Source organism: Psychromonas sp. SR45-3 (genome assembly GCF_014163575.1).
Taxonomy (GTDB): Bacteria; Pseudomonadota; Gammaproteobacteria; order Enterobacterales; family Psychromonadaceae; genus Psychromonas; species Psychromonas arctica.
Genome location: NZ_JACJDP010000002.1, coordinates 89,311 through 102,723, shown reverse-complemented (window position 1 = coordinate 102,723; position 13,413 = coordinate 89,311). Strand labels below are relative to the sequence as shown.

The following is a 13,413-nucleotide window of genomic DNA, read 5'->3' as shown; positions in this document are numbered from 1 at the left end:
ATGCCACAGAAAAAATTAGAAATATGGGTTGGATTATTTGTTGTTGCAGCGATAGCCTCTTTTGTCGTGTTAGCATTTAGTGTCGCAGGATTATCGTTTAAAGGTGAAGGTAATAGTTATACGTTACAAGCTAATTTTAATAATGTCGGTGGATTAAAACCACGTGCACCGGTTAAGTTAGGAGGGGTTGTTGTTGGACGTGTTGAATCAATTTCTTTAGACAAAGAATCTTATACACCGCTAGTGACACTTTCAATGTTTGAAAAACAAGGTTTTTATCCTGAAACTTCTTCACTTGCTATTTTAACTTCTGGTTTATTAGGTGAGCAATATGTTGGTATTAAACCTGGTTTTATCGATGACGGTATTGAAATGTTAGCAAACGGCGACATGATTGAAGATACTAAGTCTGCATTGGTGCTTGAAGATCTAATTGGGCAGTTTATTTACTCTATTAATAATAAGGACGACTAATGCGTTTATTTATTTATGTTTTTGCATTTTTATATTCTCTATCATTTTCACTGATCGCAAGTGAGAGTGACATTACCAACCCTAATCAAGTACTACATTCAGTATCAACGACTACTTTTAAGCGCTTAAACGATGAAAAAAGCCGCTTACAGAGTGAACCTGAATATATTAAGGTGATCATCAAAGAGGAACTTATTCCTTTCTTTGATTACAAATACACTGCCTATAGTGTGGTAGGGCCTAATCTAAAAAATACAACGCCTGAGCAGCGCGAACAGTTTGTCGATGCTTTTCTTGCATACTTAATCAATGCTTATGGACTCATATTAGGTAAATACGATCAACAATCACTGTTGATACTTGATATTAATAACTTTAAGGGTAAGAAAATTGTCAGTATTCCTGTTAGAATGACCGACAATAATGGACAAGTAACGCAATTAGATTTTAAATTGCGTAACAATTCAAAAACAGGTGAATGGAAAGTTTTTGATGTGATTGCGGAAGGTGTCAGCATGTTAGATACCAAAAAATCTGAATTACGACCATTGATCCAAAAACAAGGGATTGATGAAGTGATCAAACTACTATTAGAGAAAAATAGTGAGTTTGTATCATGAGCAACGACCTGTTGCTTAGTCTAGATTTATTGCTCGCTAATTTAAGTGAGCAAACATACCCTGCGATAGAGACTTACCAAGCGGTTAATAATGTCGATTTATCTCAAATAACTAAAATTGATTCTGCTGGTGTCGCTTACTTAGTGCAAATTAAAACCAAATACCCTGCGCTGAAGTTGATTAATGCTTCGGACAAATTACGCATTCTCGCTGAGCTTTATGGTGTAGAAAACCTTTTTGAAAAATAGTGGTTTATTATGAATACAGAAAAAATTAAAGAGAAGTTGGAGCAAGCTCTAACATTAGATGTTTGTATTGTTAAAGGTGACAGTGGCACTTTTCAAGTGATCGCAGTCAGTGACATGTTTATTGACATGAGTCGTGTTAAAAAACAACAAACAATTTATGCTCATTTAGCGGATGATATTGCTACCAATGCAATCCATGCGTTAACCATTAAAGCATTAACGCCAGATGAGTGGCAAAAACAAAAACATTTTATTTAGTAGGTTAATAAGGATTTTCATGGGTCAATTTATTATTCAAGGTGGCTGCCAGTTAAATGGCGAGGTAACTATTTCTGGGGCAAAAAATGCCGCATTACCAATCCTATTTGCTACTTTATTATCTGAAGGTGATATTACATTAAGTAATGTACCTCTTTTAAAAGATATCTCTACAACGCTTGAGTTGTTGCAAGAACTCGGTGCAACCACACAACAAGATAAGCATACAGTAAAAATTAATGCTAAAGGTGTTAAAAACTATACCGCTTCGTATGAGTTAGTAAGAAGTATGCGAGCTTCTATTTTAGCATTAGGGCCTTTGGTTGCTCGTTTTGGTGAAGCTGATATTTCGCTACCTGGTGGTTGTGCGATTGGGGCTCGTCCAGTGAACCTTCATATTCACGGTTTAGAGCAAATGGGCGCAACGATTAAAGTTGAAGATGGCTTTATTAAAGCGCGTGTTGACGGACGTTTAAAGGGCTGTCATCTATACATGGATCTAGTGAGCGTAACAGGCACCGGTAATTTAATGATGGCAGCTGCGCTAGCCGAAGGTGTTACTACCATTGAAAATGCAGCGAAAGAGCCAGAAATTGTTGATCTTGCTAATTTCATTAACGGTATGGGTGGTAAAATATCAGGTGCTGGTACTGATACCATTACTATTGAAGGTGTTGAAACCCTAGGTGACTGTACTTACCAAGTACAACCTGATCGCATTGAAACCGGTACATTTTTAGTGGCTGGCGTTGTGAGTGGCGGTAAAGTACGTTGTCTCAAAACTGATCCTCAGCTCTTAACCGCTGTTCTGTCTAAGCTTGAAGAAGCTGGAGCGTTAGTGACAACTGGTGATGACTGGATTGAAGTTGATATGACTGGCCGCACTTTAAAATCAGTTAATATTACCACGGCTCCACATCCTGCATTCCCTACGGATATGCAAGCACAATTTACAGTACTTAATACGGTTGCGCCAGGCACTGGACGAATCAAAGAAAATATCTTTGAAAACCGTTTTATGCACGTACCTGAGCTAATTCGTATGGGTGCTAACATCGAGTTAGATGGCAATTTAGCTATTTGTGGTGATAACGACAAGTTAAGCGGTGCAATCGTCATGGCAACTGATTTACGAGCATCTGCTAGCCTTGTTATTGCTGGTTTGATTGCACAGGGCGAAACAATTGTTGATGAAATTTATCATATCGACCGTGGCTATGAAGCGATTGAAGATAAATTGATTCCATTGGGTGCAAAAATGCGTCGTGTAGAGTCTTAATTGATATAGCGTATTTTTGATATTGATGAGAAAGATAAAAAAAGAAAGCTAAGGCTTTCTTTTTTATTATCTAATTTTTAAGAATAATCGATTGTGCTGTGCTTTATTAACAGCATGAGGTAGTTGATTTGGCTGCTTCAGTTACTGAAGTTATCACAGCTGTTTATGCCAGACCTAAAATCAAACATATTATTGATAGCTTTTATTGTTGTAATTCACCAATCATGACATCAAGGACTTGTTCTTTACCCTCTCTTAAAATTGTTATTTTTGTTGCAGAACCAGGTTTGATTTTAGCTATTTTATCCATGGTTACAATTAAGTTAATTGCATCTTTATCATCAATTTTTAGAATAATGTCATTCTTTTGCATACCGGCTTTTTGTGCTGGTCCGTTGTCGACTATTTTTTTAACTATAATACTATTTTTCGCCTCTAGCCCCCATAAGCGAGCCAGTAAGGGATCTAAATTCTCCGCTTCAATACCTAATGAGCCACGAATTACTCGTCCATCTTGAATTAGACTCTGCATGACAAATTTTACTAGACGATAGGGGATGGCAAAACTAATGCCGTAAGTCACGTTACGTGTACCTGTGTAAAATTCTGACGTGTTAATCCCAACAAGTTCTCCGTAACTATTGATCAATGCACCGCCGGAATTACCTTCATTAATAGCTGCATCGGTTTGAATAAAGTCTTGTCGTCCTGTACTGCTCATCCCGCTGCGACCAGTTGCACTGATCACGCCTTGAGTAATGGTTTGGCCAAGATTGTAAGGGTTGCCAATAGCTAATACTAGATCTCCGATTTCTGCAATATAATCAGAATTTTGTGGGATCACTGGAAGGTTGTTTGCTTCAATTTGTAATACTGCAAGGTCAGTGATCACATCACTACCAATTACATTAGCAGTAAATAAACGACCGTCTTGTAAAGCAATTAAGATTTGGTCTGCTTCAGAGATAACATGGTGATTAGTGACAATATAACCTCTCTTATCAAGGATAATACCAGAGCCTAAACCCGTAGGTTGTAACTGTTGTTTAGAACCCACGCTAGAGTCTATATATTGCTGAGAGTAAATGTTAACAACTGAAGGTGCTGCTCTTTTTACTGCATCAGAGTAACTAATAAGTGCAGGTTTATAACTGCGATCATTTTCTAAGCTCTTATATATTTTTGGCCCATAAATAATCAGCGCGGCAAGGAATAACCCCCACAGAACAGGTTTAACTAGATAATTAACGTATTGTATTAGCTTCATATTTTTGACTAATGGGTAATGAATACAAAAAATGGAAGCTTAGTATATAGAAAACTATGCACAGACGGAAAATTAGTTTTTAATTAATGGGAATTTGTACAAAAAAAAACATCGCCCTGAAGCGATGTTTGATTAATTTATTTTCTTATTTTAATCGCTCAAAGAGCGGCTAATCATTAAGAAATAACGTGTACAGAAGAAGTATTAGTTGTACCAGAAGAAACTAGTGCACCCGTTACCATCACGACTTTATCGCCTGTAACCACTAAACCTTGCTCTTTAGCTAAATCCATACCTAATTTGTAGAACTCTTCCATTGTTGCTTGTTGCTCGATAACTTTTGCAGAAACACCTTTAGTTAATGCTAATTGTTGACGAGTTTTAGCATTACTAGTTAATGCTAAAATAGGCATTGATGGGAAATATTTACGAATTGAACGTGCTGATTTACCTGCACCTGTCGCAACAATAATTAATTTCGCACCTAGCTGCTCTGCGTTTTTAACTGCACCGCTACATACTGCTTCAGTTATACGAAGGTCCGCATCTTTTTCTTCCACTACTGGATGAAGTACGCTGTCAGTACGTGCACAGATAGAAGCCATTATTTCCACTGCTTCAGCAGGGTATTTACCTTTAGCTGACTCGCCTGAAAGCATTACTGCATCAGTACCATCGATAATGGCATTCGCAACATCGCCAGCTTCAGCACGTGTTGGACGTGGGTTTTTGATCATTGAATCAAGCATTTGTGTTGCTGTAATAACAGGCTTACGTGCTTTGTTCGCTTTCTCTATCATCATTTTTTGTGCAAAGATTACTTCTTCAACAGGAATCTCAACACCTAAATCACCACGAGCAACCATGATTGCGTCAGAAACTGCTAGGATCTCATCAAAATTATCAACGCCTTCTTGGTTTTCAATTTTAGAGATGATTTGAATATTTTCGCCGCCGTTTGCTTTTAATAGCTCACGGATTTCTAATACATCTTCTTTTTTACGAATAAATGAAGCTGCAATAAAGTCTACATTTTGCTCACAACCAAAAATCAAATCGCCTTTATCTTTTTTAGACAATGCAGGTAGTTGAACTTTAACACCAGGCAGATTAACACCCTTGTTTTCGCCTAACTCACCCGTATTCATTACTGTACAGATAACGTTAGTATCAGTGATGCTTTTTACTGTCATTTCAATTAGACCATCGTCTAACAATACAGTGTTTCCAATAACAAGATCTTTTGTTAAGTTTTCGTAAGTTACTGCAACGATAGTGTTATCACCAACGATTGTTTGGTCTGTAGAAAGCGTGAATTCTTGACCTGCAGTTAATAATACGTCATTACCGTTTTCTAATTTGACAGTACGGATCTCTGGGCCTTTAGTATCTAAAAGAACAGCAACATTTTTACCAGTTTCTTCACACACTTCGCGGATACGTGTAATTCGAGTACCATGTTCGATGAAGTCACCGTGTGAAAAGTTAAGACGCATTACATTCATGCCGTTCTCAACTAGTTTTGTTAACATTTCTTTAGATTCTGATTTTGGACCTATCGTACATACAATTTTAGTTTTTCTCACCGTCTTTTCTCCAAGAGTGATTGTGCTTTTATTACTTATATTATTTACAGTTTTCTTTAATTTTCTTTTTTATTCTTTAGGGCGCGTATTTTACAAGAAATTTTTCAATAAAAAATGATTTATGATCAATAAATCTCCGTTATGTAGATATATATCTAAATTAAGCAGATATATATCCAAATTTTCTGTAAATTTATTACATTTTCTAGTTGAGCCTAGTCCAAAATAATATAAATGAGTCTGTTATTACGCATTATGTTTAATGCTCTCATATTTTTAGCCTGCTCCAGTGCAGAAATAAGTTCCGCTTGATTACTGATAGCAGTCTTATTGACCGCTATTATTTTATCGTTTTCAAGTAAACCTATACGGCTTGCCATTGAATTTGGTTTTACTTCTACTACATTGACGCCAGCAACTGATTGCCCAGGTGCTATATCTTTTAAGATAGCACCTTCAAAAATAACCGGTAGAATAGGCGTTAATTTTGCTTTTGCAGTTGTTGTGTTGCCGCCTAATATAACGTTAATATTTTTATATTTGTTGTCTTGAATCACGCTTAGGCTTACTTTTTTTCCTGAACTTAAAGTTCCTATTTTTGCACGTAATGCTGCAAATGATTTTATAGCTGTTCCATTGATTGCGGTAATCACATCTCCTGCTTTTAAACCGGCTTTATCGGCAGCTGAATCAGGAGTGACTTGATAGATAAACGCACCTTTTGTTACATCTAATGAAAAGCTTTTAGCTAAATCTGGTGTTACTTCGCCACCCTTAATACCCAAAATACCTCGGCGAATTTCGCCAAACTCAAGTAATTGTTGTGTGAGGTTTTTAACCATGTTCGATGGAATTGCAAAAGCGATACCAATGTTGCCGCCATTAGGGCCCAATATAGCAGTGTTAATACCAATTAATTCGCCATTTAAGTTAAGTAGTGCACCACCAGAGTTACCGCTATTAATAGCAGCATCTGTTTGAATGTAATTTTCTAGGTTTTGTAAATTAAGACCACTACGCCCTAATGCACTGACAATACCCGAGGTAACCGTTTGCCCTAAACCAAAGGGGTTGCCGATGGCAATGGTAAAGTCACCGACCTGTAATTGGTCCGAATTTGCAAATGTGATCGCAACTAAAGGTTGCTTACTTTTTATTTGCAATAAAGCAATATCACTTTGTGGATCTTGACCAATGACAGTGGCTTTATATTGATGCCCTGAAGTTAAGCTGATAACGATATCATCTGCATTTTCAATCACATGGTAATTGGTGATGATATATCCTTGCTGTGCATCAATAATCACGCCGGATCCTAATCCTGAAAATTGTTGTGGAGGACGTTGAGGCTGCAAAAACTCTAATAATTCATTAGGTACTCCCGGAGTTGCTGTACTTTCACCAAATACTGAAATATCAACCACGGCGGGACTTACTTTTTTAATCAGAGGGGCTAATGTGGGTAATGCTTTACCATTGATGTTATTAGGTAAGGCGGCAATGGAGTTAAAGCTAGTGATTATTAAAATCACCAATAAAAGGGAATGTTTAAAAACACGCATTGGGGCTCCTTGTAAATGATGATCAAAGCATCTGTTATTTGTTCATTATAAAAGATAATAATGATGATTAATGACATTTCAACTGTTTAAATAATGTTACTACTAACCTTTATTAAGTTGTTAACCATTGCATCAGTATTTCGAGAGATAAACCGCAAAACCTATTTCCGATCGCCTTTGGTACTATTTAAATAGTGCTAAAATATGTTATATAAAGATTAACTTACTGAATTATTAAGACATTAATGTGACGCCACTTTCTTTATATCAAGCCGACTTATTAAAACCCAACTTTTTTGCAGATCCTGCTCAATTGCAAGCCGTTACTATGTTGCAACGGTTATATGATGATTTATTACAAAATCAGACTAAGCCCGTACAAAAAAGTTCACTATTACAGCGACTGTTTAAGACCACTAACTCGTCTAAATCTGAGATCAAAGGTCTGTACTTTTACGGTGGGGTAGGGCGCGGTAAAACTTACCTTGTAGATTTATTTTTTCATGGCCTTAAAACAGAGCGTAAGCAACGTTTACATTTTCATCATTTCATGCTGCAAGTCCATAAACAGTTAACCTTATTGCAAGGGCAGTCAGACCCATTAAAAGAAATTGCTAAGCAGTTTGCGAGTAAAACAGACATTATCTGTTTTGATGAATTTTATGTAGAAGATATTACCGATGCGATGATATTAGCAGGTATGTTTGAAGCATTATTTGCACAAGGTGTGGTATTAGTTGCAACTTCTAATATACATCCCAACAATTTGTATCGAAATGGCTTGCAACGGGCACGATTTTTACCTGCAATTGAGTTAATTAATCAGCACTGTGAAATATTTAATCTAGATGGTGGAAAAGATTATCGATTAGGACGATTAATTGAAGCTGAAATTTATCATTATCCGTTAGATAAAAATGCAGCAATTCAAATCAAAAATAGTTTTGAAACCTTTGCTGCCGGTGATAAAGAGTATCAACAGGCGATAGTTATTAATGACCGTTCGTTAAATACAATCGCCTTTAGCAACGATACATTAAGCATTGAATTTAGCGAGCTGTGTGATGGCCCTCGCAGTGTGCATGACTATATCGAACTAGCTATTTTATATCGAACAGTATTGGTGTCGAATATTCCTAAAATGGATGACCAACATAACGATCTAACACGCCGTTTTATTGCCATGGTTGATGAATTTTACGATCGCAACGTGGTCCTTATTATTTCCGCAGAAGTGGACGTGTTGGAATTGTATCATGGCACTCGCCTTGCTTTTGAATTCCAACGCTGTGTTTCTCGGTTATTAGAAATGCAGAGTAAAGCCTACCTAAGTAAAGCCCATCATCTTGATTTATAAGCATTACTTTATAAACTTTGAGTTCTATTTTTATTAAAAAGTAGAACTCAAATCATGTGTTTGTATGGGGAATGGTTATAGGCATTTTAGGTCTGCAATGAAGCTTTTATAATAGTAAATCCTTGCCTGTTAAAAACTTGTACATAAATATGTAATAAACAGGTGATCTCTGTTGTAGTTTTCTATACAATATGGCCGCCCACGTTATCCACCTCCCCAATTGTAATGGTGGATCTGTTTACGCTAGACGTATTCGAAGGGATACGGAAAGGCGAAAAATACATTTTTGACTGCAATTATGCTGTCATATTTTTTTAAATCATTAATTTGGGTATAACTTAATGAAAACTTTTGTTGCAAAACCAGCTGAAGTAAAACGCGACTGGTTCGTAGTTGACGCTGAAGGTAAAACACTAGGTCGTTTAGCTACTGAAATCGCTTTACGTTTACGCGGTAAACATAAAGCTGAATACACTCCTCACGTTGATACTGGCGATTACATTATCGTTATCAATGCTGAGAAAGTTACTGTAACTGGTAACAAAGCTAAAGGTAAAATTTACTACCACCACACAGGTTTCATCGGTGGCATTAAAGCAATTAGCTTTGAAGACTTAATCGTACGTGCTCCTGAGCGTGTTATTGAAAAAGCTGTAAATGGTATGTTACCACGTGGTCCTTTAGGCCGCGCAATGTACCGTAAATTGAAAGTTTATGCTGGTTCTGAGCATCAACATTCTGCACAGCAACCACAAGTTTTAGACATCTAATAGGAATATAAAACAATGGCAAATCAATACTACGGCACAGGTCGTCGCAAAAGCTCTACAGCTCGTGTGTTTATGAAAGCAGGTAGTGGTCAAATCACTATCAACAAACGTAACTTAGATGAATACTTTGGTCGTGAAACTGCATGTATGGTTGTTCGTCAACCATTAGTGTTAGTAGACTCTGCTGAAAAATTCGACCTAAACATCACTGTTAAAGGTGGTGGTACAACTGGTCAATCTGGTGCAATCCGTTTAGGTATCACTCGCGCATTAATGCAGTTTGATGAAACACTACGTTCTGAATTACGTGGTGCAGGATTTGTAACTCGTGATGCTCGTAAAGTTGAACGTAAGAAAGTCGGCTTACATAAAGCACGTAAACGTCCACAATTCTCTAAACGTTAATTTCGTTTTTACGAATTGCAAAAAAGCCCAGTTTATACTGGGCTTTTTTTTGCTTGTTTTTTAATGGTATGAGCCTTAAGGTTAGGCAATAAATAATAAGAGGAGAAAATAATGCTGAACGTGGCGATGGTTGAAAAGTTGAATGAGCAAATTAACCTAGAGTTCTACTCTTCAAACTTGTACTTACAAATGAGTGCTTGGTGTGAAGATAAAGGTTATGAAGGTGCTGCGGAAATGTTGCGTAAGCATGCAACAGAAGAGATGGAGCATATGAACCGCTTATTTACTTACGTTAGTGAAACAGGTGCGTTACCTATTTTAGGCTCAATTGATGCACCCCCTGTTGGTTTTAAATCTTTGAAAGAAGTATTTGAAGAAACCTATGAGCATGAATGTTTGATCACCAGAAAGATAAATGAATTAACACATGTTGCTTTCACTACTCATGACTACTCAACATTTAATTTTTTACAGTGGTATGTTGCTGAGCAGCACGAAGAAGAGAAATTATTTAAAGGCATTCTAGATAAAATCGATTTAGTTGGAGAAGATGGTAAAGCCTTGTATTGGATCGATAAAGATCTGGCTGAAATTGCAAAATCGGGTGCGACTTCAATTATGGATAATGCTGTTTAAGCTGATAAAATTGAGTCGTTTCTTGCTTATAGAGCAAATCTAATGAGAGCATGGTCAATTAAGCCATGCTTTTTTGTATTTCCCCCTCAAAAGTAATGTTAATGGCTTGTAAATGGCAAGCGACTTCTTTAAAATTCAGCGAGTTTTTATGCAAACATTCGTAATTCATAATTCAACGGATTGATGTATACCCCCCAGTTTTGTAATTTTTGAACTGCTTTTTTAGTAGCTCACAATGGAGATGGTTAAATGAGCAATGCGCCTGTTAATTCTGGTCGTCGCAAGTTTCTGACACTAACAACAGGAGTTGTTGGTGGAATAGGGGCTGCTGCAGTGGCAGTACCTTTTGTGAAATCTTGGAGTCCAAGTGAAAAAGCTAAAGCTGCTGGTGCGCCAGTTAGTGTAGATATTAGCAAAATCCAGCCAGGTCAGTTAATTCGTGTCGAATGGCGTGGTAAACCGGTATGGGTAGTTTCTCGTACACAAAAAGTCATTGATGAACTCGCGACATTAGATAGTAAATTACGAGATCCTCAATCAGCAGAACCACAACAGCCTGAATATGTTAGTAAATCTGGGCGTTCTTTGAAACCAGATTTATTTGTTGCTGTGGGTATTTGTACTCACCTTGGTTGTTCTCCAACTTACTTACCAGATTCATTTGGTGAGCAAGTTGAGGGGGTAGAATCTGGTTTTTTCTGCCCTTGTCATGGTTCAAAATTTGATATGGCAGGACGCGTATTCCAAAATGTACCTGCACCATTAAACCTCGTTATACCACCACATTATTATGTATCTGATACAACGATTCTTATTGGCTTAGACAAAGGAGATGCCTAATGCTTAAAAAATTAGCGATGGGCGGCATTGACTGGATTGATGCACGTATTCCGATGACGGATACGTGGAACAAACATCTAGCGCAATACCCTACACCAGTAAACTTTAACTTCTGGTATTTTTTTGGTTCATTAGCAATGTTAGTGCTAGTTAACCAAATTCTAACTGGTATCTGGTTAACAATGCACTATAACCCTTCTGCTGAAGGTGCGTTTGCATCAATCGAATACATTATGCGTGATGTACCTTACGGTTGGTTATTACGTTACATGCATTCAACCGGTGCATCTGCTTTCTTCGTGGTTATCTATTTACATATGTTCCGTGGCTTAATTTACGGTTCATACCAAAAGCCGCGTGAATTAATTTGGATCTTCGGTATGTTGATCTTCTTAGTGTTGATGGCTGAAGCATTCATGGGTTATTTATTACCTTGGGGACAAATGTCTTTCTGGGGTGCCCAAGTAATTATTTCATTATTCGGTGCGATCCCTGTTATTGGTGATGACCTAACACTTTGGATCCGAGGTGATTACGTTATTTCTGGTGCAACGCTTAATCGTTTCTTTGCGTTACATGTAGTTGCATTACCATTAGCCTTAGTGGCTTTGGTATTCCTACATATTGTTGCGCTACATGAAGTGGGTTCAAATAACCCTGATGGTGTAGAGATTAAACAGAAGAAAGGTTCTGCCTCTGAAGAAGCTAAAGGTAAGTTCACGTTCCACAAGCAATACAGTGGTAAAAAAGATATTATTGATGCGATTCCTTTCCACCCATATTTTACGGTGAAAGATATCATGGGCGTGTCGGCATTTTTAATCTGTTTTGCGGCAGTGATCTTCTTTATTCCAGAGGGCGGCGGTTTCTTTCTTGAGCCACCTAACTTTGAAGCTGCAAATGGTTTGAAAACACCAGCGCACATTGCACCAGTTTGGTATTACACGCCGTATTACGCCATTCTACGTGCGATACCTGATAAATTGATTGGTGTTGTGTTCTTTGGTGGTTCAATTGCGATCCTATTTTTATTACCGTGGTTAGATCGCTGTAAAGTTAAATCAATACGTTACCGTAGTTGGATTCATAAACTAAATATTACACAGTTCATTATCTGTTTCATCGTATTAGGTGTACTAGGTGCATTAGCCGCAACACCGTTATATACGCTTATTGCACAGATTGCATCTGTCGGATATTTTGGATTCTTTATTGCACTGTTCTTGTACAGTAAAAATGAAAAAACCAAACCATTACCAACGAGGTTGACACACTAATGAAAAAATTATTGATCGCCTTAGTGGCACTTTTACCGAGTTTAGTATTTGCAGCAGGCACAGCGGTTCATTTAGATAAAGCTAACTATGATTTAACGGATAAAGCATCATTGCAAAACGGTGCAAAATTATTCATGAACTACTGTTCTGCTTGTCACTCAACTGCGCATCAACGCTACCAACGTGTTGCGACTGATTTAGGGATCCCAGATCAGTTAATGAAAGACAACCTAATTTTTACAAATAGTAAAATTGGGGAGTTAATGACAAACAGCATGGATAAAAAAGATGCGGCTAAATGGTTTGGTAATGCACCATTAGATTTAACCTTGGAAGCACGTTTACGAGGACCAGATTGGATTTATACTTACCTACGTTCTTTCTATAAAGATCCTGCTCGCCCATTTGGTGTGAACAATGTTGTCTTTAAAGATGTGGGTATGCCGCATGTATTGGAAGAGTTACAGGGGATTCCAACTGCCGTTTTCGAAACTACTGTTGATGAAAAAGGCGTTGAACACCACCAAGTTGTGGCACTGGAAAGTGTCGAGTCGGGTGAGATGTCATCCGATGAGTATGACCGAGCGGTGTTAGATCTGGTAAACTTCCTAGTCTATTCAGGTGAGCCGAATAAACTAGAGCGTCAAAGCTTAGGTTTTTGGGTAATTGGTTTCCTAATTATCTTATTTGTACTGAGTTACTTATTGAAGAAAGAGTACTGGCGCGATATTCACTAGTCGCCGACACACTTTCTTTATTATCTTATCGGCAATGGTGTCACTATGACGTCATTGCCGTTTGTGTTTTTTAAACACTTAATTTTTTAACTACTAG

General features: G+C 37.5%; 15 protein-coding genes. 12 read left to right on the top strand and 3 right to left on the bottom strand.

Translation table 11 applies throughout. The features are described from left to right. From mlaD to murA, 5 genes are read left to right on the top strand one after another with little or no spacing between them, the layout of a single operon-like run. A complete protein-coding gene (mlaD, locus tag H5084_RS01800) occupies positions 1 to 474 on the top strand; it encodes an outer membrane lipid asymmetry maintenance protein MlaD (RefSeq protein WP_028867501.1) in 474 nt (157 codons plus the stop codon). Next, entirely contained in the window at positions 474 to 1,094 is a 621-nt protein-coding gene (locus H5084_RS01795; RefSeq protein ID WP_182689353.1) for a phospholipid-binding protein MlaC, read from the top strand. The genes mlaD and H5084_RS01795 overlap by 1 nt, the downstream gene beginning before the upstream one ends. Beyond that, complete coding sequence (locus H5084_RS01790; protein ID WP_037070801.1) at positions 1,091 to 1,342, top strand: lipid asymmetry maintenance protein MlaB; 252 nt, start codon at positions 1,091 to 1,093, stop codon at positions 1,340 to 1,342. Before H5084_RS01795 ends, H5084_RS01790 begins: the two co-directional genes overlap by 4 nt. 9 nt (positions 1,343 to 1,351) lie before the next feature. Then, positions 1,352 to 1,600: a BolA family protein gene (locus H5084_RS01785; protein WP_028867504.1), complete on the top strand. Its 249-nt coding sequence runs from the start codon at positions 1,352 to 1,354 to the stop codon at positions 1,598 to 1,600. Positions 1,601 to 1,619: 19 nt separating this feature from the next. Continuing rightward, a complete protein-coding gene (gene murA / locus H5084_RS01780; RefSeq protein WP_182689352.1) occupies positions 1,620 to 2,879 on the top strand; it encodes a UDP-N-acetylglucosamine 1-carboxyvinyltransferase in 1,260 nt (419 codons plus the stop codon). A 202-nt stretch (positions 2,880 to 3,081) separates the two neighbouring features. Here the strand turns inward: murA and degS are convergent, their stop codons facing one another. The 3 genes from degS to H5084_RS01765 all read right to left on the bottom strand — a co-directional run bounded on the left by degS (position 3,082) and on the right by H5084_RS01765 (position 7,294). After that, entirely contained in the window at positions 3,082 to 4,146 is a 1,065-nt protein-coding gene (gene degS, locus H5084_RS01775; RefSeq protein ID WP_028867506.1) for an outer membrane-stress sensor serine endopeptidase DegS, read from the bottom strand. Positions 4,147 to 4,322: 176 nt separating this feature from the next. Beyond that, entirely contained in the window at positions 4,323 to 5,732 is a 1,410-nt protein-coding gene (gene pykF / locus H5084_RS01770) for a pyruvate kinase PykF (RefSeq protein WP_028867507.1), read from the bottom strand. Positions 5,733 to 5,947: 215 nt separating this feature from the next. Next, the gene (locus H5084_RS01765) at positions 5,948 to 7,294 is read right to left on the bottom strand and encodes a DegQ family serine endoprotease (protein ID WP_028867508.1); all 1,347 of its coding nucleotides are present in this window, start codon (positions 7,292 to 7,294) and stop codon (positions 5,948 to 5,950) included. Between the two features lie 247 nt (positions 7,295 to 7,541). Between H5084_RS01765 and zapE the strand changes: the two genes are divergently transcribed. The 7 genes from zapE (at position 7,542) to H5084_RS01730 (ending at position 13,316) form a co-directional block, all read left to right on the top strand. Then, a complete protein-coding gene (gene zapE / locus H5084_RS01760) occupies positions 7,542 to 8,651 on the top strand; it encodes a cell division protein ZapE (protein ID WP_182689351.1) in 1,110 nt (369 codons plus the stop codon). Positions 8,652 to 8,992: 341 nt separating this feature from the next. Continuing rightward, positions 8,993 to 9,421 carry a 50S ribosomal protein L13 gene (rplM, locus tag H5084_RS01755; protein WP_028867510.1) on the top strand — a complete coding sequence of 143 codons (429 nt, stop codon included), beginning with the start codon at positions 8,993 to 8,995 and terminating at the stop codon, positions 9,419 to 9,421. Between the two features lie 15 nt (positions 9,422 to 9,436). Then, complete coding sequence (gene rpsI, locus H5084_RS01750; protein ID WP_025565144.1) at positions 9,437 to 9,826, top strand: 30S ribosomal protein S9; 390 nt, start codon at positions 9,437 to 9,439, stop codon at positions 9,824 to 9,826. A gap of 111 nt (positions 9,827 to 9,937) precedes the next feature. Continuing rightward, positions 9,938 to 10,462 (top strand): non-heme ferritin, encoded by a 525-nt coding sequence (gene ftnA / locus H5084_RS01745; RefSeq protein ID WP_028867511.1) that lies wholly within the window; start codon positions 9,938 to 9,940, stop codon positions 10,460 to 10,462. Between the two features lie 249 nt (positions 10,463 to 10,711). Continuing rightward, the gene (gene petA / locus H5084_RS01740) at positions 10,712 to 11,302 is read left to right on the top strand and encodes a ubiquinol-cytochrome c reductase iron-sulfur subunit (RefSeq protein WP_028867512.1); all 591 of its coding nucleotides are present in this window, start codon (positions 10,712 to 10,714) and stop codon (positions 11,300 to 11,302) included. Further along, positions 11,302 to 12,579, top strand: coding sequence for a cytochrome bc complex cytochrome b subunit (locus H5084_RS01735; RefSeq protein ID WP_028867513.1), 1,278 nt, complete (start codon positions 11,302 to 11,304; stop codon positions 12,577 to 12,579). The genes petA and H5084_RS01735 overlap by 1 nt, the downstream gene beginning before the upstream one ends. Beyond that, positions 12,579 to 13,316 carry a cytochrome c1 gene (locus H5084_RS01730; RefSeq protein WP_028867514.1) on the top strand — a complete coding sequence of 246 codons (738 nt, stop codon included), beginning with the start codon at positions 12,579 to 12,581 and terminating at the stop codon, positions 13,314 to 13,316. The genes H5084_RS01735 and H5084_RS01730 overlap by 1 nt, the downstream gene beginning before the upstream one ends. Positions 13,317 to 13,413 lie beyond the last annotated feature (97 nt).